Consider the following 23,372-nt stretch of genomic DNA (forward strand, 5'->3'; position numbering starts at 1 on the left):
AGGCGAAAGCACGCCTGCGGCTCCGTGCTTATCACGCGCTTTGGCGTTCGTTCCACGAATCGGAGTGGATGATGTTGCCGTCCTTGTAGGTCCAGGTGACCTTTTCGTAACGCAACTCGACCTGCTCCAGGTGGTTGTGCTTCTCTTTGGCTGGGTCTTTGACGTCGTGCATTTTCGGTGCGACTTTCACCACCTTGACGTTTTCCAGTTTGGTGATGAAATACTCGACTTCTTCCCCGGCGTCGTCGATGCGATACCACTTGAACTCAGCACTCTTGAGGGTTTGCCCGGTGGTCACGGCCTTGTAAAGGTAAGGGCTGGACGAATCGATTTCCTTGGAAAACAGAAACGGGGTATGTACGCGCGTCCCGGTCAACTTGCCGGTGTTGTTGTCGGTGGGGATGTACAGGCTGTGGTCCTGGGCAACCACTTCGATGCTGCCTTCGCGCTTTTGCACGTCCACCGAACCTTTGATGCTTGCGCCGCCGTCGTCTTGCAGCCAGAGGTAAACGGGAATTGCCATGTGAAGCTCCTTTTCTTGGAAATTTAACTGTCGCGGGATACGACAGGGGGTTGCCTGTCCGGCTCCGCGGTAGAGAGCACACACGCCCCTGCCTCCGGTACCAGACGGATATCTACGCGGCGATTGGCTGCACGCCCCGCTTCGGTGTCGTTACTGGCGATCGGCTGGCTGGCGCCGAAGCCCTGCACCGCAAAACAGCTGTCGGGCATGCCGCCCATCTGCTGCATCCAGGCATGCACGGCGGCGGCGCGGGCGTGAGATAGCCGAAGGTTATTATGTGAGTCGCCGGTAGCGTCGGTATGCCCGGCGATCACGATCAGCCAGCCTGGCTGCGCCTTGATGCCGACCAGCGCATTGATCAGGACTTTGGTCGAATCCGGCTTGAGCTGGGCACTGCCGGTAGCGAATAGCGACAGGCTGTCCAGCCGTACGGGGTTGGCAATTCGCGTGGGCGGTGTGGTCGACGGTGGCTCAACATGCGCGGCCAGCACTGCCAGCAACGGGGCGCGCAGGCGTTCGCCGCGGTACAGGCCCAGGCCGAATGCCAAGGGCACGCCGTGCCGGTAGTAAGCGTCCAGGCGCTGGGCATCCTGGCGAAGGACGGTCACCGCGTCTTCACGCCAAAGAAACCCGCGCTGCTCACGCTGAGTCGGCTGTGGAATGGCCGCATAACGCCGTAGATCGTCACTGACCTGACGCACCAACAAGGTGTTCTGCCACGCTGAGCTTGCGAGTGCGACTACACCTGCGACGGCGAATAACCACACTGCTGCAATGCTTGCGCGATGTACCGGGGAGCGCAGCGGACCGAGCGGGAACAGGCTGAGCAACGCGTCCGGGAACGGCAAGACCGCATCCGTCACCACCGGCCTGTTGTCAATCAGCGCCACTTTGCTGCGTAACCATTGCTGCCACAGGCTCCCTTTCACGGCATAAGGCAATGCCGGCACCAACTTGACTGCGCAGATAGTTGCCAAACTTGGAGAGCTGCGAGTGCCGAGGTGTGGCAGCACGGCGTCATGCAGCCAGGCCACAACGCTGTTCAGCTGCACACTCGCGTGCATCCGAGCCGCCTGTATGGACGAGCCAGTGATTTGCTGCTGCCACTCATCCAAACTGACGCAGGCCCCCGCATCACGCACACGGGCCTCGGCCTGGCCGTTGTTCCAACTGAACCAAGGCTCCTCGCCCTGCAAGGATTGCAGGTAGCTCACCAGCAACAGCGGCAGCGCAATGCCGCGCTTGCGTGCCAAGGCCACCTGGTGATTGAAGGCACGCACTTGACCGGCGAGTACGGCGCCATCGCTATGCGCGCCGGGGTTGACGGTGAACATCACGCCAAGTTGCCCTCCCCAGCCTGGGCGCAAGGCCAGGACGCTATCGGTGACGACCGGCAGCTGCTTCAGGCTGGGCACGCGCACATAGCAACCTTGCTCGGTGACACGCAGGGCCAAATGCTCGGCTGGAACAATACCGAATAGGCCCTCCAGGCCATCACCGCAAACCAGCACGACGGGGTGACGGAACGACGCCGCAGGCAGGGCCATGTTATCGGCCAGGCGTACCGACCCGCGCTGCCGTTCGACACGGTGACGCAGCGATACCCAGGCCCACGCAACACAACACACGGCTATCAACACGCCGAGGGCACGTACCCATATCGCGAGCGGAATGATGGCCAGCAAAGCCAGGACCAGTGCCCCTGCCCACAGGTAAAGTATTCGATACAGGTTGAAGGTCATCTGGCCCTCACGCCTGATCAGGCAAGAGCGAGGCAATTGCGCCGCTCAATAGGTGATCCATTCCCCACCATGTGGCCGCAAGCAACATCCCCACGGCCACTACATGGACCAGAGGTGAGCGCAGCCAAGCCAGGCCTGCGAACAGCTCACTGCCGTTCGCCTGGGTTATCAGGCTTTGACTGACCCGAAGTGGAGTGATCCGTGCACTGAGGTCAACCAATAACTGCTCACGCTCGGGATCACTCAGATCACGATAGCGCCCACGAAACCCCAACATCAGTACCCGTTGAAAGGCCGTCAGCACCTGCCGATCGGGCGCAGGCTCGCGCAAGACGTCGCGCATGTCCTCGTACAGAAACTCGCCCGCCTGATGGCGATTAAAGAACTTGGTCTGCAACGGTTCGCTGGCCCAGGAGGCGTGCGCGTCACCTTCGGCGCAAGTGAGTACGGTTTCATCGAGCAACGCGCACTGAGCATGACTGATGTGCTCTATGCTGCGTTGGCTCAGGCCCGCCAGTTTCAACTGCTGCCGAACGTGTTCAACCTGCTCAACACAAAGTTGCGACAGGTCCTGGCTGCGCGGCACGGAGGCGCCCTGGCGCAACTCGACCACCAACAGGTAGGTGTCCTGCAACAGCGCATCAATATCCACAGCCACTGCGGGGTGTTCTTTGGAAGCCGTCAGGTTCATGAGCGCAGCACCGCAAACAGTTCAAGTTTCACGTCGGCCAAGGTGCTTGGCACATAGAAAGCGCATACCCCCTCGTCCAGCACCGCCTGCCCCTTTGAATGATCAAGGTCCAGCGCGAAATACTGGTTTTCCAGACGCAATGGAATCGCCGCCGGTACATGGCTGAGGGATTGCAGCGGAATACCGTCGAGCGCCGCGTTGACCAGGTAATTGACCTCGTCCGGCGTACCGATCTTGCACAGACGTGGGAACTGGTCCTGCAGCTGCGCCGCCGGTAGTCGGCAGCGCACCGACAGATAGAAATCAGCACCATCACGCTCGCGCAGCCGAGGGTCGTTCAACGTGACCTGCCAGCGATTGGCGCCATGCTCCTCCAGCTCCAAAGCAATGACCCGCGACGGCAGGCTGGCTTCCAGCAACAGGGAAATGGTGTGCATCAATGGTGGGAACACCGTCTCCAAGGACTCGTGCCGGTAAGCTGGAATCTTGTCGATATCGTGCTCCAATGAGAACGTCAGCAGACTGCCGGCCAGCTTTATCAGTTGCTGATAGACCTGCTCGGGGTGCCGTGCGGGAAACGCCTGAAGATCCGCCAGTACCGGCTGATAGGTATTCAAGGCATTGAGCAACCAGAACAGCGATACATCAGCCACAGCAAAGTCGGCCATGCGCTGATTGCTTTCGCGGCGCATGCCCATCAGCCGTTGCCGCTTGGCCGATAGCTGCGTCAACAGGTTGTCCAACTGGTTCAACAACCCTGCATGGGCAGCGAAGCTCAATAGCGGCGGCACATAGGCAGGATCCAGGCTCCAGGCGCCCTGCCCATCACGCACCAGACGCGCGACCGGGCAGGTCAGGTAATCAGCGTTGTCATCGCGATGCAGACGCAGGCTAAGCGCGTGCTCCAGCACACTGATCGACTGCACCTCGTCGGCATAAATGTCCTGCACCTCGCGCCACGACTGGCGATAGCGCATCGGTCGATCAACTCTGCCACCCTCAAACAAGCAGTTGTTGCCGTTGGCCTGCTCCAGCGGCAAGGCCAAATGCAACAACGCTTCCTGATCATCGTCAGCCAGTAACTGCGCCAGCTCCAAGGCAGGAGGCAGGCGGTCCACCTGCTCAGTGTCAATCCACGTACCATCCGGCATTCGCACGCGCAGTCGAGTCGCCTTGAGTTTGCCCAGTCGTAAAGCCTGCGGGTCAAACTCAACGGCCTGGACACCCCAAGGGTGCGCCAGGGTCAGTTGAGCGAGCCGCTCGTTAGTCCAAGCCTCCCAGCGCGCCTGCTGCTGGAATTGCTGCGGACACAGCAACGCCCCGGCGGCCCATAGAGGGCGATCGATCTTCATGACATCGTTTCCCTACGACTGAATTAGGCTTTGGCCTTGGGCATCTGCGAAACCAGTGACAGATTCACGTCCATGCCCTCGACTTGGAAGTGCGGCACGGCGTACAACTTGATACGGAAGAAGCCGGGGTTATCCTCAATGTCTTCAACCGTCACCTTCGCATCCCTCAGCGGGTGCGAGGCTTGCAGGTCATCGCCCGGATCAGTCATTTCAGTCACCAGCCCGCCGATCCATTTGTTCAGCTCAAGCTCCAGCAGGCGACGATCCTTGGTGGTGCCGATGTTTTCGCGCTGGATCAGCTTCAGATAGTGGGCTATGCGAGACAGCAGGAAGATGTAAGGCAGGCGCGCGTTGATGCGGCTGTTGGCGGTGGCGTCGGCCGTGTCGTACAACGCGGGCTTTTGCGCAGAATTAGCCGAGAAGAAGCACGCATAGTCGCGGTTCTTGTAGTACGAAAGTGGGATGAAACCGAGATTGGCAAATTCAAACTCGCGCGTTTCCGGGATCATCACTTCGGAAGGGATCTTGACCTGATTGCCAGTGCCCAAGTCGTACAGGTGGATCGGCAACTCAGTGACGGCACCGCCCGATTGCGGCCCACGAATCTGCACGCACCAGCCATTGGTGACGAAGCTCTTGACCATGTTGGCGGCAAAGGCAAACGACGCATTGGTCCACAGGTACTTGTCGTGATCTGGCCCTTTTACGCTTTCGATGTAATTGAAGCTGCGTACGGGAACGGTGTCGGGCCCATAGGGCAGCCGACCCAGAACGCGTGGCATGACCAAGCCGATATAGCGTGCATCATCACTGTCACGCAATGCCTTCCACTTGATGTATTCGGCACGGTCAAAGTAGTTGCCGATGTCTTTTATCGCGGCGACCTCTTCCATAGAATCTTTGCCAAAGAAGGCCGGGCCTACGGAACCCACAAACGGCATATGCGCAGCGGCGGCCACTTTTGAAATATTGCGCAACAAGGCAATGTCCTGAGGACTGCGGTCGAATTCGTAGTTGGAGATGGCCGAGGCAATCGGCTCACCCCCCGGGGTATCATATTCCTGAGTATAAGTATGCAGATACAAACCACTCTGGGCGATTTCCGGAGCATCCTCGAAATCCTGCACCAGGTGATCCTTGCTGATATCCAACAGTTCTATACGAACGTTCTGACGGAAGTCTGTCTGGTCGATCAGCGATTTCACGCCACGCCACGTTGACTCAACGCGTTGAAAGTCAGGATGGTGCATGACCACGTCAAGTTGGCGACTGATCTGCATATCCAGCAAAGCGATGTGCTCGTCCAGCAGAATCTTGTCCAGCCGCTCGACTTTTTGTGTAGATTGCTTAATCAACTTTAAAAAGACATTCACGGCGGCCGTTACCCGCTCATCAGCCGAGACCTCAGACAGCGCCTCAGAATTCTGGAAAACTTCGATACCTCCCAACTCAGTAACTGGGCTTAAGTTGATCTTGTTAAACAAGGTGGCATAAACACCATTGTTATGTTCAGACAATACTGTAGCGCCGTGCGATTGCACGCTGGAATTTTCTGCAGGCATGATGGAACTTCCTTTTAAAACTACCGATATGAATTAACGTTCTTACTTGGGCGCCAGAGCAGCCAGCTCGGCTCGAAGTTCATCACTGAGTGCGTCATCCTTAAGGATGCGCTCCAGCTCATGACGAAAGGTCACGTTATCCAACAGGTTCGATTTGAGGTCACGCAACAGGTTGCGCATGGCCAACAAGGCGCGCAGTTGCGGAATCTGCCTCGCTACCTGCTCGGGCTCGAAGTCCTTCATGCTCTGGAAATTCAACTCGACGGAGGTGTCAGACGCATCGCCGGCCAATGTGTTATCGACTGCGAGTTTCACGCTAGGCGAAAACTCACCCAGAACATTGTCGAAGTTGTTTTTATTGATGTTGACCTTGCCTCGCTCAGAGAGCGGGCGTTGCTCCTTGCCATTGCTGTAATCACCCATGATCATCAGCTTGAGCGGCAACTCGACTTTCTTCTGGGCACCACCAGTATGCAAATCAAGCTTGATGTTGACTCGCGCCTTGGGCACTTCACTCTGAAAACTTTTTGAAGCCATGATCCCACCTCTCCAGACACTTTTTTAACAGCAGTTGCTGCCGTAAATAAAGTAAGACTGGAGCCTATACCTCCAGCCTACTCGCCAGCGCATCCACCGGTCGCAGTACATAAACTCCATTTCATGAGATCAAAAAGTGCTACGTACGATGTACTTATTTCCTTCCTCATTACAATGAAGTATCCCAATCAACCTTGACCAGCCCTCAAAGCCCTAGAGGGAACTTTCGACAACGAATTGGCGAGCTTTCCTACATGAACTGAATCGCTCCGGGTCTCGTAGACACCTCTTTGCCTTAAACTGAAGCCAATTGGGAGATGCCATGAGCAACCCGCGTTACCCCGAAGAATTCAAAATCCAAGCAGTCAATCAAGTGACCGAAAAGAAGCTGCCTATCGCGGAGGTAGCGGGCCGTCTTGGCGTGTCGACGCATAGCCTCTATGCCTGGATAAAGCGCTACAGCAAACCTCAAGAAGAACGGCAGCAGGACGATGATCAGCACGCTGAACTGCGTCGTCTGCGAGCGGAACTCAAGCGCGTCACTGAAGATCGAGGCATATCAAAAAAGGCCGCAGCGTACTTTGCCAAGGAGTGCGTCTGAAGTACGCCTTTATCAAGCAGCACGCTGGCGACTATTCGATTCGACGGCTTTGCATCACGCTGAAAGCCCATCCCAGCGGTTATTACGCGTGGCTGTCTGAGCCGCAATCTGTATGCGTCCAACACGAACAACGACTTCTAGGGTTGATCAAGCATTCCCGACTGGAGAGCGGCGGCGTTTACGACTATCGCAAAATCCATGACGATCTGCGCGATGAGGATTGTGGTCGTCATCGTGTGGCGAGGCGGATGCGTCTTGAAGGTCTGCGTTCTCAGACAGGTTATCGACGCCGCCCTGGAAAGTACGGCGGTAAGCCAGCGGTCGCCTCACCCAATTTGCCGAAGCGCCAGTTCGACGTCGTGGGACCCAACAAGGTTTGGGTCACCGACATTACCTACATTCGTACGGATGAAGGCTGGTTGTATTTGGCGGTGGTGCTGGATCTGTTTTCTCGCCAGGTTGTAGGCTGGCCAATGAAGTCGCAGATGACCCGTGATTTGGCGATTTATGTGTTGTTGATGGCGGTTTGGACGCGTAAACCGAAACAAGAGGTGATGGTTCATTCCGACCAAGGCCCAGTACAGCAGTTCCGATTGGCGCAGCTTTTTGAAGGCAAACAATTTGGTTGCCAGCATGAGCCACTGAGGCAACTGCCATGATAACGCCGTGACCGAGAGCTTTTTCCAACTTCTATAGCGGGAACGGGTCAAGCGGAGAATCTACACCACGCGGGAAGATGCCAGTAGTGATGTATTCGATTACATCGGAATATTCTACAACGTAAAACGCCGCCATGGTTTCAACAATCAACTTTCACCGGTAGAGTTTGAAAAGCGTTACTCAATCAGCTTGCAAGGTGTCTAGAGAATCCTGAGCGATTCGTACAGCCTGCCATACTCGAAGATCCATTTACGATTCCTTCATCAACGTTAACGATACAAAGTCAAACACCATATCAAAATCAACACGCCTACGTCCGCTAGGTCGAACGTAATTTGCAATCTTCGACACATTGCGACGCAACTCGAATCTCTATGTTTATAGACGCTCTCTCGGCATGATTGATAGCCTTAAACGCCCGCTACATAAGTATCGACGTCCGAGGAGAAGCATATGGCAGAGTCTGCCCACTTTTACGTATACAAAGACATCAAAAACGAATGGCGTTGGCGATTCATCGCTAAAAACGCAAAGATCATCGCCGTCAGTTCCGAGAGTTACCACAACCTCAAGGACTGCGAACACTCTATTGAATTAGTGAAAACACAGGACTTCGCCACCCGGGTTATTGGCGACGATTCCTTCATGCGGTTACGTACACAGTAATCAGCTTCGGCCCGTGCAGCACTGCATAGTGCTATCTCGAATCACCTCCACGCTTGATCCAGACGATCAACACCCGCCTATAAGGGGCTGCGCCCGTTGCCGATTGACGCTGCCCCGCCACCCACCATCCTCTCCAGGCTAGCGCCCAGCACTACCGACTCGTTCCGCACCCGCCTAGGTAGCCCAGATCTTCAAGGCTACGGCGCAGCAGCACCTGGATGACGAGCAACTCGAACGTCGACCTTGTCTGTTCAATGACACCCATGCGCTGATCATCACCTCAAACGCTGCGTCGACGGTGGATGACGACAGCCACCCAAATCCGGGAATCGTGGTGCAGGTGATCTACGGAGTATTTGCCCACGATTAATCACCGCCCCTCCTGGTGGGCGATCTCTATTCCGAACATCCCTTTCTACTTTTGCCTTCTTTACGGACAGTGCAATAGAAGACTGATAACCCGTCCTACTCTCGACGCCTTGGTTCAACCGCCAAATCTGCCGCGACCAAACCGCGTCCTCGAGCTGCCAAGCCACGCGCTGCTTCCACGGCCCCGACCTTGCAGACCCTCAGCTACATCGAAGCGCGCCTGGGCAACTTCAACAGCCTGATCATGATGCGCGTGCGCGAGACCGCCACCGCCGAACTGCTGATCCAGTAACTGCCTAAGGACGCGCCTGGGGATTGACCCCTTGAGCCAATAATTTGCCCGCTTCGTCCTGAAGGGAACGCGCATCACGCAAACTGACCTGCGGATAGGTGTCCAGCGACATGCGTTTTTGCTTGCCGTTCCAGCAGTAACGGAAGTGCCACGAGCGCCCGCCCGAGGCTGTCACCGCCAAGGACAGGCCGTCAATATCGCCGAGGGTGTAGTCTTTGCCAGTGGGCGTGGCCTGCCGGACGGCAGCATATGAAAGAGCCATGCTTCTAGCCTCCTGAAGGTTGAATTCAGGGCTAGATGTTCAGCAAACGACTCGTTGGGCTCCTGCAACAATCCGATCTCGAAGCCCGCCATTTTCATGGACTAGATTCTGGACTAAACACGTCCGGATACCCGTGGCTTTCGATGGATACTGACGGAACGAAAAAAGACGCCTAAGCGTCTTTTTTCAATGATCTACAGACTTCAATGGAACCCTGTAGATCGATATTTGGAGCGGGAAACGAGACTCGAACTCGCGACCCCGACCTTGGCAAGGTCGTGCTCTACCAACTGAGCTATTCCCGCGTCTTGGTGATGCGCATTCTATAGAATCCTCACCACCCGTCAACCCCTTGATTCAAAAAAGTTTTATTTCTTTTCCACGGTCGTGCGCAGATGGGGCCAGGCGGCGCGCAGGTATTGCAGCATGGACCACAAGGTCAGGCCGGCGGCGATCAGCAGCAAGGCGTAGCCCAGTAGTACCCAGAACGTGAAATTCGACGGGTTGGCCAGCAGGATGACCAGCGCCAGCATTTGCGCGGCGGTTTTCCATTTGCCCATGTTGGACACGGCCACATGGGCGCGTGCGCCGATTTCGGCCATCCATTCGCGCAAGGCCGAGACGACGATTTCACGACCGATGATCACGGCGGCAGGCAGGGTCAGCCACAGGTTGCCGTGCTCTTGTACGAGCAGCACCAGCGCCACGGCGACCATCAGCTTGTCGGCTACGGGGTCGAGGAACGCGCCAAACGGCGTGCTCTGCTCCAGGCGTCGTGCCAGGTAGCCGTCTAGCCAGTCGGTCGCGGCCGCGAAGGCAAAGACCGAACTGGAGGCCATGTAGCTCCATTCATAGGGCAGGTAAAACAGCAAAATGAAAATCGGAATGAGCAGGACGCGTAGAACGGTGATCAGATTAGGGATATTCATCGGCACAACTGGCTACGAGGTGAGAGGGCATTCTACTCGCTGTGTAGGTTTGCATAAATCAACTCAGCGAGCTTTTTACTGATACCAGGGGCTTTGGCTATTTCTTCAATGCTGGCACGGGACAATTCCTGCAATCCACCGAAATGTTTCAACAGTTCACGCCGCCGCTTTGGTCCTACACCCGCAACCCCTTCCAGGGTTGAGGTGCGCCGGGTCTTACCACGGCGGGCACGGTGGCCGGTAATGGCAAAGCGGTGGGCTTCATCGCGGATCTGCTGAATCAGGTGCAGCGCCGGTGAGTCGCCCTTCAAGGTGAACTCATGGGCCGCATCATTCAAGTACAACGTTTCAAAACCGGCCTTGCGCGTCGCACCCTTGGCCACGCCGAGCAGAATCAGGTCGGGCACCGCCAGTTCGTTGAGCACGTCACGGGCCATGGACAACTGGCCCTTGCCGCCGTCTACCAGCAGGATATCCGGCAGCTTGCCCTCGCCGTCCTTGAGTTTGCTGAAGCGCCGGGTCAGGGCCTGGTGCATGGCGGCATAGTCATCACCCGGGGTGACGCCTTCAATGTTGTAGCGTCGATAGTCGGACTTGATCGGCCCTTCCGGACCGAAGACCACGCAGGACGCCACGGTCGCCTCGCCGCTGGAGTGGCTGATGTCGTAGCACTCAAGGCGTTGCGGCGGTTCGTCGAGCTTGAGCACGTCGGCCAGCGCTTCAAAGCGCGCGGCCACATGCTGGCGATTGGCCAGGCGCGCGCTCAGGGCCTGTTCGGCGTTGGTCACCGCCAATTGCTGCCAGCGTGCACGGGTGCCGCGCACCCGGTGGCTGATGTCTAGCTCGCGGCCACGCAGGGCGTGGATCGCATCGATCAGCGCGGGGAAGTCTTCGTGAACCACGTTGACGATCAATTCACCCGGCAAGTCGCGCTCGGGGCTGCTGACGTAATACTGGCCGAGGAACGCAGCCATGACTTCGGCCACCTCCTCCTCGATCCCCGTCTGGGGAAAGAAGTTCTTGCTGCCCAGCACCCGACCGCCACGCACGCTGATCAGGTGCACACAGGCCCCGCCCGGGTTGACGAAGGCCGCAATCACGTCGACGTCACCGGTGCCGCCCTCCATGCTCTGCTGGTCCTGTACCCGGCGCAACAGCGACACCTGGTCACGCAGCTCGGCGGCCCGTTCGAAATCCAGGACGCTGGCCGCCTGCTCCATGGCCCCCGACAGTTCGTCGGCCAGGGCATTGCTGCGCCCTTCGAGGAACATCACCGAGTGACGCACGTCTTCGGCATATTCCTTAGGCTCGACCAGCCCGACACAAGGCGCCTTGCAGCGCTTGATCTGGTATTGCAGGCACGGGCGGGTACGGTTCTTGTAGAAGCTGTCTTCGCACTGACGCACGAAGAAGGTCTTTTGCAGCAGGCTCAGGCTCTCGCGGATCGCCCCGGCGCTGGGGTACGGGCCAAAATACTTGCCCTTGCGCTTCTTCGCCCCGCGATGGATGCTCAGGCGCGGAAAGTCACCGTCCGACAGAAACACGTACGGGTAGGACTTATCGTCACGCAACAGAATATTGTAGGGCGGCCGCCATTCCTTGATCAGCGTCTGCTCAAGCAGCAACGCCTCGGTTTCATTGGCGGTGATGGTGGTTTCGACCTGGGCGATACGCCCCACCAGCGCTGCGGTCTTCGGCGCCAGGCCGGTCTTGCGAAAGTAGCTGGCCAGGCGCTTCTTGAGGTTCTTGGCCTTGCCGACGTACAGCAGGCGCGCCTCGCTGTCGAACATGCGATACACGCCAGGCCGGCCACTGCAGGTCGCTAGAAATGCACTGGGATCAAACGCTGCGGTTATTTCAGTGGCTTGCATTTCAGGCGCTGGCGTCCACCATGCCGTGGCGAACCGCGAGCAAGGTCAGTTCAACATCACTGCTGATGGATAGCTTCTCGAAGATTCGATAACGGTAGGTGTTCACGGTTTTCGGCGACAGGCAGAGCTTGTCCGAAATCGACTGGACCTTCTGGCAACCGACAATCATCAGGGCGATCTGGATCTCGCGCTCGGACAAGGCATCAAACGGCGAATCGCTGACCGGCTGGAAAGACTTGATCGCCAATTGCTGGGCAATCTGCGGGCTGATGTAGCGCTGACCGGCAAATACCAGGCGGATAGCCTGGACCATCTCCGCGAGCCCCGCACCTTTAGTCAGGTAACCCGCTGCACCTGCCTGCAGAAGCCTGGTAGGAAAAGGGTCTTCCTCACAAACCGTAACCACGACAACCTTGATATCCGGATGACTGCGCAGCAACTTGCAGGTCGCGCCAAGACCGCCAATCCCCGGCATCTTGACGTCCATCAAGACCACATCGGGTTTCAATTCACGCGCTTTGATCAGGGATTCCTCCCCCGACTCGGCCTGACCGACTACTTGCAGGCCATCGATGTCAGCCAGCATTCGTGTAATGCCTGTACGAACGAGATCATGGTCATCGACTACTAGCACCCTAATCAAGCAGACACCTCGCGAAATGGTCTTATAGGTTGCCGGACACCTTAGCAAAAAACCACGGCACAGACCTAGCTGAACGCGTCATATATATAGAGTTTCAATCCACTACGAACGCCTGCCGAGCGGCAGGCGGGGTTGTTTCCTGGGCAAAAGGTCAGGATTCCTTGGGGATCGGCCGGGATTTTCCGTTTGCCACAGAGCAATGCTCTGCCAAGGTGCTGGTCAGCCTGCGGATTGCATCCTGATCCTCTTTAAACATCGCGCGGTAGTTGCCCAGGACTTTTTCTTCGATCTGGCTCAGGTTGTCCAACTGGATGGGAGTTGGGCTACCTGTCAAAACAAACAGAATATCGACACCTTTTTCTGCGACGCGGGATAAGTAATCGGCCTTGGGTGCGCGGCCACCACTTTCATATTTACCTTGCGCGTTAGCCTCCACGCCTCCTATTTCACCAAAAACCTTTTGCGACAAGCCAAGTCGCTCTCTTTCTTGCCGTAAGCGCGAACCTATTCCACTCATTTGGATGTAATATCCTTTCTGGCACACCCCAAGAGGTGACGATGTCATCTCGTTTTACACAAACTTGAACGGTTTTGAACTATGCCCGGAATCCGTACCGCTGCACAAGCCAAAGCCTGGCTGGAACATCAAGGCAAATCGGTCCAGGCATTCGCCAGGGAACATGGCGTGGATCCGGCGACCACCTATCAAGTGCTCGCTGGGCGTAAAAAGGGGCGGCGGGGAGAAGCCCATAAGGTCGCGGTCCTTTTGGGCATGAAAGAGGGGATCATCCTTAACGAGGCAAAAAGCCCAGGCAATGATCAGGAGATTGGCTCCTAAAGAGCAGTATGCACCGATTCAAGTCGAGCGCGAGGTTTACCGGGACGACTGCGCTGATAGACAAACGGACTCCATGCGCCAGAAACACCCCTCTTCACCGACAATACTCAGGCCCTGGCGCTGATACAGCCTTCTAGCCGGATTGGTCTTGAATACCGTCAAGCGCAGATAACCCCGATTTTCGACATGCGCCTTGCAGATCATCTGCTCCAGCACCCAACTGCCTGCGCCCTGGCGGCGAAAAGCCTCGAGAATGTGCAGTTCGCGAATGTATAGCGCATTGTCATCGCGGCTGAGGCTGACGAACCCTACCAGCCTGTCGTCCTGGCAAATCAACCAGTTTTCCCGCCCGGCCCAGGCGGTGTCGAAGCCTTTGCCGGACCATGTCAGATCATACTGCCGATAGTAATGGCCCATCGCCTGGTGCGTCAGGCTGCGCGCAAAGGCCAGGTGTTGATCCGATGCTGCCTTGAGGGTGAATGCCATAGCAGTGGGCTCCATTGCGTCACAGGTCGCGTCCAGGCAATCATTGTGAGTATCCATCCAGCATATCGGGACATCCGCCATAGTGGTAAGCCCCTCCTCGCGATAGAAATTACTGATTGAATCCAGCAGCCTGCGTCAGTTAAGCTCCACCCCATCATTTGGAGAAACACCATGTTGCAACTCACCCTCACCCAGGCTTGCCCTACTGCCAACGCACAGCGTTCGGTCGTGGCTACCCGCGTGAACGGTTTGAGCGCACTGGCCAGCTTTTATTTTGGGTATTGGTTTAGCCACTGGCGCGCCTGATACCTGAAATCGGCGCCCACTACTCAAGGGGTCGCCTGCCAGAGAAATCTAACCCCCGGTCGGCTCCCCGACCGGGGGTTTTGTTTTTTCAGCCCTGAACATTTTTTGCTACACACCGAACTTAAAGGAAACCACACCATGAACTTCAGCACTTATTACCGTTACGACACCTGCACCGCCTGGCGATTTAGCAAGCTCCGTTCGGGACAGCCTGCCGCCTCCGATCGGTCACCTCTTGGTGGCAAGCCAACACACGCAGCCAATACGGCCAATTGTCGAACACCCCAGTAGGGCAGAGCGCGCGGGAACAGCCCGCCGCTTGCCCAGGAAGCAGAACATATGAACTCCTCCATCGCCGCCCTGCCCGTCACCACCCTGTCCAGCGCCAATGAAGCGCTGACCCAGCGTTTGCCCAGCGCCCTTGAGCTCAAGCACCAATTGCCCCTGAGCCCGTTCCTGACCGAGCAAGTCAACGCTCATCGCCAGGCGATCCGCGCGATTCTCACGGGTGAAGACTCGCGCCTGCTGGTCATCGTCGGCCCCTGCTCGATCCATGACCCCGAATCCGCCATGGAATACGCGCGCAATCTGAAGAAACTGGCCAATGACGTCAGTGACCAGATGCTCCTGGTAATCCGCGCCTACGTCGAAAAACCGCGCACCACCATCGGCTGGAAAGGCCTGGCCTACGACCCGCACCTCGATGGCAGCGATGACATGGCCGCCGGCCTCACGCTGTCACGGGAATTGATGCGCGAAATGCTGCGCCTGGGCTTGCCGGTCGCCACCGAGTTGCTGCAACCAATGGCCGCCGGCTACTTCGACGATGTGCTCAGTTGGGTCGCCGTCGGCGCCCGCACCACCGAATCGCAGATCCACCGGGAAATGGCCAGCGGCCTGGGCATGCCCGTCGGCTTCAAGAACGGCACCGACGGCGGCGTGGCCATCGCCTGCGACGCCATGCGTTCGGCAGCCCATCCGCACCGCCACTTTGGCGTCGACAGCCAGGGCCATCCGGCGATCATCCAGACTCCGGGCAACGCCGACACCCACCTGGTGTTGCGCGGCGGCCATCGCGGCCCGAACTACGACCGCCAGAGCGTGGCCCAGGTCAAGACCGACCTGGCCAAAAGCAAAGTGGCCACGCGGATCATGGTCGATTGCAGCCACGCCAACAGCGGCAAGGACCCGATGCGCCAGCCAGCGGTGTTCAATGACGTGCTGGAGCAGCGCTTGCAGGGCGACACCTCGCTGATCGGCATGATGCTGGAGAGTCATTTGTTCGAAGGCTGCCAGCCGCTCAGCCCGTCGATGCGCTACGGCGTCTCGGTGACCGACGGCTGCCTGGGTTGGGATGGGACTGAGCAGTTGCTGCGTGAAGCGGCCGCACGTCTGCGCGATCAAGCCTGATGTAAATCAGTGGAACTTTGCCGGGAAATAACCGCCTGAATCCGGTACGCTCACCTTTTTTATTCAAGGAGTTACCCATCATGGCTAAAGCTACCGCCCGTCACATCCTGGTTGCCACCGAAGACAAGTGCAACGAACTCAAAGCCCAGATCGAAGGCGGCGCTGATTTCGCAGAAATCGCCAAAGCCAACTCCAGCTGCCCATCGAGCCGTGATGGCGGCAACCTGGGTTCGTTCGGCCCTGGCCAGATGGTCAAGGAATTCGACACTGTCGTGTTCAGCGCCCCGGTCAACACCGTGCAGGGCCCGGTGAAAACCCAGTTCGGTTATCACCTGCTGGAAGTGACCAGCCGCCAGGACTGATCCACATCTTTGCAAAACACAACGGCCCGCCTTTTGGTGGGCCGTTGTGTTTGTGTGCCAGTGGGGTGACTGGCGACCCGCGTGCGGTTAGGGTACAAGTCCCCTTCCTTCTTCACCCGGCGCTCAAGGCTGATAATGCGACTGGACTTCCTCACGTTAGTTGGCTCTACCCTGGCCCTGCTGCTGGCGAGTTCCATCTCGTTTGCTGCCCCGCAACAGGCATTGACCGTCTACGGCGAACCTGCCAAGTACCCCGCCGATTTCAAGCATTTCGACTATGTGAACCCCGATGCCCCCAAGGGCGGCAGCCTCAAGCGCTCGGCCCTCGAAGTCGGCCGCTTCGACCATGTACTGCCGTATATCGACAAAGGCATCGGCGTCAGCCAGCTGGACGGCTGGGTGTATTCGCCCCTGGCCTACCGCTCGCTGGATGAGCCCTATACCGTCTACGGCCTGGTCGCGCAAAAGATGGAGCGCGCCGAGGACGGCCTGTACCTGCGTTTTTTCCTCAACCCCAAGGCGCGATTTGCCGACGGCAAGCCGATCACCGCAGAAGACGTACGCTATAGCTTCAACCTGCTGATGACCCAGGGCAGCCTGCGCTTTCGCACGCTGTTTGCCGACGTCAAGCACGTCGAGGTCGAAGGCCCCCTGCAAGTGCGCTTTGACTTCTCCAGCAACGAGAACCGCACCCTGCCCCTGGATATCGCGACCCTGCCGGTGTTCCCCGAACATTGGTGGAAAAGCCGCGACTTCGCCAACGGCGGCGGCTATGAGGTGCCCCTGGGCAGCGGTCCGTACAAAGTCAGCAAGATCAATTCCGGCAGCACTATCACCTTCCAGCGCGACCCCGACTGGTGGGGCAAGGACTTGCCCGTCAGCCGCGGCCTGTACAACTTCGACCGCTTGAGCCTGGAGTACTTCGGCGATACCGAAGTCGCGCGCCAGGTCCTGCGCGGCGGCGCCTATGACTTCAACCGCGAGTTCTCCGCCACCGGCTATTCCATCGGCTACAACGGCCCGGCCCTGGACGATGGCCGCCTGCAACGCGCGCACCTGGCCAAGCAAGCCCCGCAAGCGGCCCAGGGCTACGTGTTCAATATGCAAAAGCCGATATTCCAGGACCGCCGCGTGCGCCAGGCCCTGGCCATGCTCTGGGATTTCGAGTGGGCCAACCGGCAGATGATGCGCAACCTGTATATCCGCCAGCAAAGCTACTTTTCCAACAGCCCGCTGGCCGCCACCCAACTGCCCGACGCCCAGGAACTGGCGATTCTCGAACCCTTGCGCGGGCAGATCCCCGACGAAGTCTTCACCCAAGTGTTCAAGGCGCCGACCACCGACGGCAGCGGCATGATCCGCGACAAGCAACTGCAAGCCCTGGCCTTGCTGGAAGACGCCGGCTGGACGCCCAAGGGCGACAAGCTGGTGAACGCTGCCGGCGAACCCCTGGAGTTCACCTTCCTCAATGTGCAAAACGGCCTCGAACGCCTGCTGCTCCCCTATAAACGCAACCTGGCGCAGATCGGCATTACCCTCAACATCCGGCGCATCGACTCATCCCAGTACGTCAACCGCCTGATGACCCGCGACTACGATATGATCGTCACCGGCTTCCCGGTCACCACTTCGCCAGGCATGGAGCTGTACAACTACTTCGGTTCCTCGTCGGCCTTCGACCCGGGCAGCAACAACTACATCGTCCTGCAAAACCCGGCGGTCGACACCCTGGTCACCGGCCTGGTGCGTGCTACCACCCAGGCGCAGATGCTCAGCTACGCCCATGCCCTGGACCGGGTGCTGCAATGGAATTACTACTGGATCCCCAATTACTACCCGCCCGGCACCTCGGCCGCGTGGTGGAACCGCTTCGGTCGCCCGGCCATCGAGGCCAGCAACGACGAGGCGCTGGAATCGTGGTGGGAGGTCAGCCCGACACCCCTGACCAATGAGCAGATGAAAGCCGAACTGAACAAGCCGCGAGGTGCCCGCTGATGTTTGCCTATATCGTGCGGCGCCTGCTGCTGATCATCCCGACCCTGGTGATCATCCTGCTGGTGAACTTTGTGATCGTCCAGGCCGCGCCCGGCGGGCCGGTGGAGCAAGCCATCGCCCACTTGCAGGGGATTGGCGGCGGGGGCGTCGGCGGCTCGGCCGGCGACGGCGTCAGCAGTGGCTCACGCGCCAGTCGCGGCCTCGACCCCAAGCTGATCAAGGACATCGAAAAACAATACGGCTTCGACAAATCCGCGCCCGAACGCCTGTGGCTGATGCTCAAGAACTACGCCCAGCTGGATTTTGGCAACAGCTTCTTTCGCGGCGCCACGGTGATCGACCTGATCCTGGAAAAGATGCCGGTGACCCTTTCCCTCGGCCTCTGGGCCACGCTGATCACCTACCTGGTATCGATCCCCCTGGGGATCCGCAAGGCGGTGCGCCACGGCAGCAGTTTCGATGTGTGGAGCAGCACCGCCATCGTCATTGGCTACGCGATGCCGGCCTTCCTGTTCGCGATGTTCTTGATCGTGGTCTTTGCCGGCGGCACCACCCTGAACTGGTTCCCGGTGCGGGGCCTGGTGTCGGAGAACTTCGAGCAACTGAGTACCCTGGGCAAGGTCGCCGATTATTTCTGGCACCTGGTGCTGCCGGTCAGCGCCCTGGTGATCGGTGGTTTCGCCACCTTGACCATCCTCACCAAAAACTCGTTCCTCAATGAAATCACCCGTCAGTACGTGGTCACCGCACGCGCCAAGGGCCTGAGCGAACGGCGCGTGCTCTACGGCCATGTATTTCGCAACGCCATGCTGCTGGTGATCTCCGGGATCCCCCAGGCGTTTATCAGTGTGTTCTTCGCCGGTTCGCTGCTGATCGAGGTGATCTTCTCCCTCGACGGCCTGGGCCGCATGAGCTACGAAGCGGCGGTGTCGCGGGACTATCCAGTGGTGTTTGGCTCACTGTTTATCTTCACCCTGTTTGGCCTCTTGATAAAACTGATCGGCGACCTCTGCTACACCCTGGTGGACCCGCGTATCGACTTTGCCGCGAGGAACGCCTGATGCTCAATCTGTCTCCCGTAGCCCGTCGGCGCTTCGAACGCTTCAAGCAAAACCGCCGGGGTTGGTGGTCGCTGTGGCTGTTTATCGGCCTGTTTATCCTGACCCTGGGCGGCGAGTTGATCGCCAACGACAAACCCCTGGTGCTGAGCTATCAGGACCAGTTGTATTTCCCGGTGTTCAAGCGCTACACCGAGCAGCAGTTCGGCGGGCAACTGCCATTCCAGGCCGACTACCGCAGTGACTACGTGCAGCAACTGATCAAGCAAGACGGCGGCTGGATGCTGTTCCCACCGATCCCCTTCAGCGATGACACGCCCAACTACGAACTGACCCGCCCTGCCCCCAGCCCGCCGTCCACGGTGAACTGGCTGGGCACCGACGACCAGTCCCGCGATGTGCTGGCGCGGGTGATCTTCGGCGCACGGGTATCGATCCTGTTCGCCCTCGGCCTGACCGCGATCAGCGCCGTCATCGGCATTGCCGCCGGTGCCTTGCAGGGCTATTACGGCGGCTGGGTCGACCTGCTCGGCCAGCGCATCCTCGAAGTGTGGTCGGGGCTGCCGGTGCTGTACCTGCTGATCATCCTCTCGGGGTTTGTCGAGCCCAACTTCTGGTGGCTGCTGGGGATCATGGCGCTGTTTTCCTGGCTGGCCCTGGTGGATGTGGTGCGCGCCGAATTCCTGCGCGGGCGCAACCTGGAATATGTGAAAGCCGCGCGAGCCCTGGGCCTGAGTGACGGCAAGATCATCCGCCGGCACATCCTGCCGAACGCGATGACCGCCATCCTGAGCTACCTGCCTTTCATCCTGACCGGGGCGATTTCCACCCTCAGCGCCCTGGATTTCCTCGGCTTCGGCATGCCGGCGGGCAGCGCGTCCCTGGGTGAGTTGATCGCCCAGGGCAAGCAAAACCTGCAGGCGCCGTGGCTCGGGCTCACGGCCTTTTTCACCCTGGCGCTGATTCTGTCGCTGCTGGTATTTATCGGCGAGGCGCTGCGTGACGCCTTCGACCCACGATCATGAAGGGCGATGCATCCATGACTGACAACCTGATCGAGATCCGCGACCTGTGCGTCGCCTTCAACGGCCAGACCGTGGTGCGCAACCTGAGCCTGGATATCCGCCCCGGCGAGTGCCTGGCGCTGGTGGGCGAGTCGGGCTCGGGCAAATCGGTGACGGCCCATTCGATCCTGCAACTGCTGCCCCAGGCCGGCACGGCTACCACAGGCTCGGTGCGCTATCGCGGCCAGGAACTGCTCGGCGCCGCCGCCAGCACCCTGCAAAAACTGCGGGGCAACCGTATCGCGATGATCTTCCAGGAGCCGATGACCTCCCTCAACCCCCTGCACAGCATCGAAAAGCAGATCGGCGAAACCCTGCTGCTGCACAAGGGCCTCGGCGGCAAGGCGGCCCAGGCGCGTATCCTCGAGCTGCTGGACCTGGTGGGCATCCGCAATCCCCAGGAACGCCTCAAGTCCTACCCCCATCAGTTGTCGGGCGGCCAGCGCCAGCGGGTGATGATCGCCATGGCCCTGGCCTGCGAGCCGGAACTGCTGATTGCCGACGAGCCGACTACCGCCCTGGATGTGACGGTGCAGCGCAAGATCCTGCTGCTGCTCAAATCCTTGCAGCAACGCCTGGGCATGTCCTTGCTGCTGATCAGCCATGACCTCAACCTGGTGCGCAGCATTGCCCAGCGCGTGTGCGTGATGCAGGCCGGGGAAATCGTCGAGCAGGCCGACTGCCAAACCCTGTTCAATGCCCCACGACACCCCTACAGCCGCCTGCTGCTGGATGCCGAACCGGTCGGCACGGCACTGTGCCAGGATGCACGCGAGACGGTGTTGCAGGTCGACGGCCTGAGTGTGCGTTTCCCCATCGCTGGCGGGCTGTTCCGGCGCAGGCAGTACCTGCAAGCGGTGGATGGCATCAGCCTGGAACTGCAACGGGGCAAGACCCTGGGGATCGTCGGCGAGTCAGGCTCCGGCAAGTCCACCCTCGGCCAGGCAATCCTGCGCTTGCTCGACTCCAGCGGCAGCATCCGCTTCCAGGGCGAGGCCCTCGATAGCCTCAGCCAGAAACAGATGCGCCCGTGGCGCAAGCAGATGCAGGTGGTGTTCCAGGATCCCTATGGCAGCCTCAGCCCGCGCATGTCGGTGCAACAGATCATCAGCGAAGGCCTGGAGGTGCACGCGCCCTGCAGCCTGCAAGAGCGTGATGCGCAGGTGATCAAGGTGCTGCAGGATGTGGGCCTCGACCCGGCCAGCCGCCATCGCTACCCCCACGAATTCTCCGGTGGCCAGCGCCAACGCATCGCCATCGCCCGCGCCCTGGTGCTGCGCCCGGCCTTGATGCTGCTGGACGAGCCCACCTCGGCCCTGGATCGCACCGTGCAAAAACAAGTGGTGGCGCTGCTGCGTGAATTGCAGGAAAAGTACGGCCTGACCTACCTGTTTATCAGCCATGACCTGGCCGTTGTGCGGGCCATGGCCCACGACATGATCGTGATCAAGGACGGCAAGGTGGTCGAGCGCGGGCCGAGCCAGGCGGTGTTCGACTCACCACAGCACCCCTACACCCAGGAACTGCTGGCCGCCACGCAACTCCCTCTGTAGGCGCCGGCTTGCCGGCGATGGCGCCAGTAAAATCGCCATCGCCGGCAAGCCGGCTTCTACAGGGGATCAGGTCATTCATTCATCTTTTTTGTTGGCGCCCCGAGCATGAACACCACCGAAAGCCTCAAGGACTACCCGCACGTTCGTGGCCTGGCGATCCAGTCCCTGTTCGAGATCATCGAGCAGTCCAGCGAAGGCACGGTGATTGTCGACCGCGACGCCAACATCGTGTGGATGAACGAGCGCTACGCCAAGCGCTTCGGCCTCAAAAGCGCCGACCAGGCCATCGGCCAGCCGTGCGAACAGGTGATCTCCAACAGCCTGCTGCGCCAGGTGGTGCGCAGTGACCAGCCGATCCTCCTGGATATCCAGGACACGCCCAAAGGCCCGTTGGTGGTGATGCGCCTGCCGATCCACGACGATGCCGGCAAGGTCATCGGCGCCATCGGTTTTGCCCTGTTCGATGAGTTGCGCAACCTCTCGCCGATGATCGAGCGCTACCTGAGCATGCAACAGGAGTTGGCCTCGACCCGTTCGCTGCTGCGCTCGCGCCAGAGCAAATACAACTTCGCGCACTTTATCGGCACCAGCGCTGCCAGCCTGGAGGTCAAGCGCCGGGCGCGGCGCAGTGCCAGTGCCGAGTCGCCGGTGTTGCTGCTGGGCGAAACCGGCACCGGCAAGGAGCTGCTGGCCCAGGCCATCCATGGCGCCTCGCCACGCGCCCATAAGGCCTTTGTCAGCATCAACAGCGCCGCCATCCCCCACGACCTTCTGGAAGCCGAGTTTTTCGGCACCGCGCCCGGCGCATTCACCGGCGCCGACCGCAAGGGCCGCGCCGGCAAACTGCAAATCGCCCAGGGCGGGACGTTGTTTCTCGATGAAATCGGCGACATGCCGCTGCCCCTGCAAAGCAAACTGCTGCGGGTGCTGCAGGAGAAAGAGTTCGAGCCGGTGGGCTCCAACGAAATGATCCACAGCGACGTACGGGTGATCGCCGCGACCTCCACCGACCTGGAAGCCGCGATCAAGCGCGGCGAATTTCGCGCCGATTTGTATTACCGCCTCAACGTATTGCCGATCCAGGTCCCGCCCCTGCGCGAACGCCTGGATGATATTCCGGCGTTGAGCGAAGCGATCCTTGAAGAACTGCGCAGCCAGCATGAACTGGACCGCGAAGCCCTGGCGCTGCTGGCCGAGCATGCCTGGCCAGGAAACATCCGCGAGTTGCGCAACGTGCTGGAGCGCGCAGCGTTGCTCAGTGATGACCTGGTGCTGGATGCGCGGGAAATTCGTGCGGCGATCGGTACGTTCAGCCCGGTAGAGCGCAGCGCCGTGGCGCCAGTCGAGGTCCAGACCTTCAGCGCGGCACGGCAGCGGTTTGACCGGCAGTTGATTGCTGCCGCGTTGCGCCAGTGCGAGGGCAATGTGATCGAGGCGGCCAAGCAATTGGGGCTTGGGCGCTCGACGCTGTACAAGAAGATGGTGGCGCTGGGCATCGCTCAATCTCAATAAAGAGACACAAATCTATTTACCAAGACACCCCCCCTGTGGGAGCGGGCTTGCCCGAGAATGCGGTCTATCAGCAACAAATCATTGCCTG

The 23,372-nt window shown here is 59.3% G+C and carries 21 protein-coding genes, 1 tRNA gene and 2 pseudogenes; 11 read left to right on the plus strand and 13 right to left on the minus strand.

Going from position 1 to position 23,372, the window contains the following annotated elements; all coding sequences use genetic code 11:
• Nucleotides 1–31 precede the first annotated feature (31 nt).
• The 6 genes from ACO77H_RS16275 to tssB are packed head-to-tail and all read right to left on the minus strand — an operon-like array spanning nt 32 to nt 6,407.
• Nucleotides 32–523 carry an Hcp family type VI secretion system effector gene (locus tag ACO77H_RS16275; protein ID WP_065952232.1) on the minus strand — a complete coding sequence of 164 codons (492 nt, stop codon included), beginning with the start codon at nt 521–523 and terminating at the stop codon, nt 32–34.
• A gap of 23 nt (nt 524–546) precedes the next feature.
• On the minus strand, nt 547–2,265 hold the full coding sequence (locus ACO77H_RS16280) for an OmpA family protein (protein ID WP_432754280.1): 1,719 nt from the start codon (nt 2,263–2,265) through the stop codon (nt 547–549).
• 7 nt (nt 2,266–2,272) lie between these two features.
• The gene (tssL, locus tag ACO77H_RS16285) at nt 2,273–2,956 is read right to left on the minus strand and encodes a type VI secretion system protein TssL, short form (protein WP_432754281.1); all 684 of its coding nucleotides are present in this window, start codon (nt 2,954–2,956) and stop codon (nt 2,273–2,275) included.
• Nucleotides 2,953–4,308, minus strand: coding sequence for a type VI secretion system baseplate subunit TssK (gene tssK / locus ACO77H_RS16290; RefSeq protein WP_432754282.1), 1,356 nt, complete (start codon nt 4,306–4,308; stop codon nt 2,953–2,955). The genes tssL and tssK overlap by 4 nt, the downstream gene beginning before the upstream one ends.
• A gap of 23 nt (nt 4,309–4,331) precedes the next feature.
• Entirely contained in the window at nt 4,332–5,870 is a 1,539-nt protein-coding gene (gene tssC / locus ACO77H_RS16295; RefSeq protein WP_170041189.1) for a type VI secretion system contractile sheath large subunit, read from the minus strand.
• Between the two features lie 42 nt (nt 5,871–5,912).
• Entirely contained in the window at nt 5,913–6,407 is a 495-nt protein-coding gene (gene tssB / locus ACO77H_RS16300) for a type VI secretion system contractile sheath small subunit (RefSeq protein ID WP_432754283.1), read from the minus strand.
• Nucleotides 6,408–6,729: 322 nt separating this feature from the next.
• On the opposite strand from tssB, the pseudogene ACO77H_RS16305 reads away from it, so the two are divergent.
• Together ACO77H_RS16305 and ACO77H_RS16310 are read left to right on the plus strand one after the other, a co-directional pair.
• A pseudogene (locus tag ACO77H_RS16305) lies at nt 6,730–7,872 on the plus strand (IS3 family transposase).
• A 249-nt stretch (nt 7,873–8,121) separates the two neighbouring features.
• Nucleotides 8,122–8,334 carry a YegP family protein gene (locus ACO77H_RS16310; RefSeq protein WP_170057149.1) on the plus strand — a complete coding sequence of 71 codons (213 nt, stop codon included), beginning with the start codon at nt 8,122–8,124 and terminating at the stop codon, nt 8,332–8,334.
• Nucleotides 8,335–9,011: 677 nt separating this feature from the next.
• Here the strand turns inward: ACO77H_RS16310 and ACO77H_RS16315 are convergent.
• The 6 genes and pseudogenes from ACO77H_RS16315 to ACO77H_RS16340 form a co-directional block, all read right to left on the minus strand.
• Nucleotides 9,012–9,257 (minus strand): annotated as a pseudogene (locus ACO77H_RS16315) (Arm DNA-binding domain-containing protein); the annotation flags it as partial.
• A 229-nt stretch (nt 9,258–9,486) separates the two neighbouring features.
• Nucleotides 9,487–9,562 (minus strand) — tRNA-Gly (locus ACO77H_RS16320).
• 63 nt (nt 9,563–9,625) lie between these two features.
• The gene (gene pgsA / locus ACO77H_RS16325) at nt 9,626–10,186 is read right to left on the minus strand and encodes a CDP-diacylglycerol--glycerol-3-phosphate 3-phosphatidyltransferase (protein WP_029293776.1); all 561 of its coding nucleotides are present in this window, start codon (nt 10,184–10,186) and stop codon (nt 9,626–9,628) included.
• 32 nt (nt 10,187–10,218) lie between these two features.
• Nucleotides 10,219–12,042: an excinuclease ABC subunit UvrC gene (gene uvrC, locus ACO77H_RS16330; protein WP_169956616.1), complete on the minus strand. Its 1,824-nt coding sequence runs from the start codon at nt 12,040–12,042 to the stop codon at nt 10,219–10,221.
• A 16-nt stretch (nt 12,043–12,058) separates the two neighbouring features.
• Complete coding sequence (gacA, locus tag ACO77H_RS16335) at nt 12,059–12,700, minus strand: response regulator transcription factor GacA (protein WP_029293774.1); 642 nt, start codon at nt 12,698–12,700, stop codon at nt 12,059–12,061.
• 151 nt (nt 12,701–12,851) lie between these two features.
• Nucleotides 12,852–13,217 (minus strand): helix-turn-helix domain-containing protein, encoded by a 366-nt coding sequence (locus ACO77H_RS16340; protein ID WP_169956521.1) that lies wholly within the window; start codon nt 13,215–13,217, stop codon nt 12,852–12,854.
• Between the two features lie 81 nt (nt 13,218–13,298).
• On the opposite strand from ACO77H_RS16340, the gene ACO77H_RS16345 reads away from it, so the two are divergent.
• The gene (locus tag ACO77H_RS16345) at nt 13,299–13,538 is read left to right on the plus strand and encodes a DNA-binding protein (protein WP_169956523.1); all 240 of its coding nucleotides are present in this window, start codon (nt 13,299–13,301) and stop codon (nt 13,536–13,538) included.
• 36 nt (nt 13,539–13,574) lie between these two features.
• On the opposite strand, the gene ACO77H_RS16350 is transcribed toward ACO77H_RS16345, so the two are convergent.
• Nucleotides 13,575–14,024 carry a GNAT family N-acetyltransferase gene (locus ACO77H_RS16350; RefSeq protein WP_432754284.1) on the minus strand — a complete coding sequence of 150 codons (450 nt, stop codon included), beginning with the start codon at nt 14,022–14,024 and terminating at the stop codon, nt 13,575–13,577.
• Between the two features lie 171 nt (nt 14,025–14,195).
• Between ACO77H_RS16350 and ACO77H_RS16355 the strand changes: the two genes are divergently transcribed.
• From ACO77H_RS16355 to ACO77H_RS16390, 8 genes are all read left to right on the plus strand, one after another.
• Nucleotides 14,196–14,330, plus strand: coding sequence for a hypothetical protein (locus ACO77H_RS16355; protein ID WP_262376865.1), 135 nt, complete (start codon nt 14,196–14,198; stop codon nt 14,328–14,330).
• Between the two features lie 339 nt (nt 14,331–14,669).
• Nucleotides 14,670–15,740 carry a 3-deoxy-7-phosphoheptulonate synthase gene (locus ACO77H_RS16360; protein ID WP_432754285.1) on the plus strand — a complete coding sequence of 357 codons (1,071 nt, stop codon included), beginning with the start codon at nt 14,670–14,672 and terminating at the stop codon, nt 15,738–15,740.
• Nucleotides 15,741–15,820: 80 nt separating this feature from the next.
• A complete protein-coding gene (locus tag ACO77H_RS16365; protein WP_032861429.1) occupies nt 15,821–16,102 on the plus strand; it encodes a peptidylprolyl isomerase in 282 nt (93 codons plus the stop codon).
• A 135-nt stretch (nt 16,103–16,237) separates the two neighbouring features.
• Nucleotides 16,238–18,097, plus strand: a complete 1,860-nt coding sequence (locus ACO77H_RS16370) for an extracellular solute-binding protein (RefSeq protein ID WP_432754286.1) — start codon at nt 16,238–16,240, stop codon at nt 18,095–18,097.
• A complete protein-coding gene (locus ACO77H_RS16375) occupies nt 18,097–19,158 on the plus strand; it encodes a microcin C ABC transporter permease YejB (protein ID WP_172311699.1) in 1,062 nt (353 codons plus the stop codon). The genes ACO77H_RS16370 and ACO77H_RS16375 overlap by 1 nt, the downstream gene beginning before the upstream one ends.
• Entirely contained in the window at nt 19,158–20,180 is a 1,023-nt protein-coding gene (locus ACO77H_RS16380; protein ID WP_432754287.1) for an ABC transporter permease, read from the plus strand. Before ACO77H_RS16375 ends, ACO77H_RS16380 begins: the two co-directional genes overlap by 1 nt.
• A 14-nt stretch (nt 20,181–20,194) precedes the next feature.
• Nucleotides 20,195–21,772 carry an ABC transporter ATP-binding protein gene (locus ACO77H_RS16385; RefSeq protein WP_432754288.1) on the plus strand — a complete coding sequence of 526 codons (1,578 nt, stop codon included), beginning with the start codon at nt 20,195–20,197 and terminating at the stop codon, nt 21,770–21,772.
• Between the two features lie 105 nt (nt 21,773–21,877).
• Nucleotides 21,878–23,284, plus strand: a complete 1,407-nt coding sequence (locus ACO77H_RS16390; RefSeq protein WP_169956536.1) for a sigma-54 interaction domain-containing protein — start codon at nt 21,878–21,880, stop codon at nt 23,282–23,284.
• Nucleotides 23,285–23,372 lie beyond the last annotated feature (88 nt).

Source organism: Pseudomonas sp. WMBT8 (genome assembly GCF_050916005.1).
Taxonomy (GTDB): Bacteria; Pseudomonadota; Gammaproteobacteria; order Pseudomonadales; family Pseudomonadaceae; genus Aquipseudomonas.

Coding starts and splice junctions, on each gene's coding strand:
- ACO77H_RS16275 (WP_065952232.1), bottom strand. CDS start 523: ATGGCAATTCCCGTTTACCTCTGGCTGCAAGACGACGGCGGCGCAAGC.
- ACO77H_RS16280 (WP_432754280.1), bottom strand. CDS start 2,265: ATGACCTTCAACCTGTATCGAATACTTTACCTGTGGGCAGGGGCACTG.
- tssL (WP_432754281.1), bottom strand. CDS start 2,956: ATGAACCTGACGGCTTCCAAAGAACACCCCGCAGTGGCTGTGGATATT.
- tssK (WP_432754282.1), bottom strand. CDS start 4,308: ATGAAGATCGATCGCCCTCTATGGGCCGCCGGGGCGTTGCTGTGTCCG.
- tssC (WP_170041189.1), bottom strand. CDS start 5,870: ATGCCTGCAGAAAATTCCAGCGTGCAATCGCACGGCGCTACAGTATTG.
- tssB (WP_432754283.1), bottom strand. CDS start 6,407: ATGGCTTCAAAAAGTTTTCAGAGTGAAGTGCCCAAGGCGCGAGTCAAC.
- ACO77H_RS16310 (WP_170057149.1), top strand. CDS start 8,122: ATGGCAGAGTCTGCCCACTTTTACGTATACAAAGACATCAAAAACGAA.
- pgsA (WP_029293776.1), bottom strand. CDS start 10,186: ATGAATATCCCTAATCTGATCACCGTTCTACGCGTCCTGCTCATTCCG.
- ACO77H_RS16340 (WP_169956521.1), bottom strand. CDS start 13,217: ATGAGTGGAATAGGTTCGCGCTTACGGCAAGAAAGAGAGCGACTTGGC.
- ACO77H_RS16345 (WP_169956523.1), top strand. CDS start 13,299: ATGCCCGGAATCCGTACCGCTGCACAAGCCAAAGCCTGGCTGGAACAT.
- ACO77H_RS16350 (WP_432754284.1), bottom strand. CDS start 14,024: ATGGCATTCACCCTCAAGGCAGCATCGGATCAACACCTGGCCTTTGCG.
- ACO77H_RS16355 (WP_262376865.1), top strand. CDS start 14,196: ATGTTGCAACTCACCCTCACCCAGGCTTGCCCTACTGCCAACGCACAG.
- ACO77H_RS16360 (WP_432754285.1), top strand. CDS start 14,670: ATGAACTCCTCCATCGCCGCCCTGCCCGTCACCACCCTGTCCAGCGCC.
- ACO77H_RS16365 (WP_032861429.1), top strand. CDS start 15,821: ATGGCTAAAGCTACCGCCCGTCACATCCTGGTTGCCACCGAAGACAAG.
- ACO77H_RS16370 (WP_432754286.1), top strand. CDS start 16,238: ATGCGACTGGACTTCCTCACGTTAGTTGGCTCTACCCTGGCCCTGCTG.
- ACO77H_RS16375 (WP_172311699.1), top strand. CDS start 18,097: ATGTTTGCCTATATCGTGCGGCGCCTGCTGCTGATCATCCCGACCCTG.
- ACO77H_RS16380 (WP_432754287.1), top strand. CDS start 19,158: ATGCTCAATCTGTCTCCCGTAGCCCGTCGGCGCTTCGAACGCTTCAAG.
- ACO77H_RS16385 (WP_432754288.1), top strand. CDS start 20,195: ATGACTGACAACCTGATCGAGATCCGCGACCTGTGCGTCGCCTTCAAC.
- ACO77H_RS16390 (WP_169956536.1), top strand. CDS start 21,878: ATGAACACCACCGAAAGCCTCAAGGACTACCCGCACGTTCGTGGCCTG.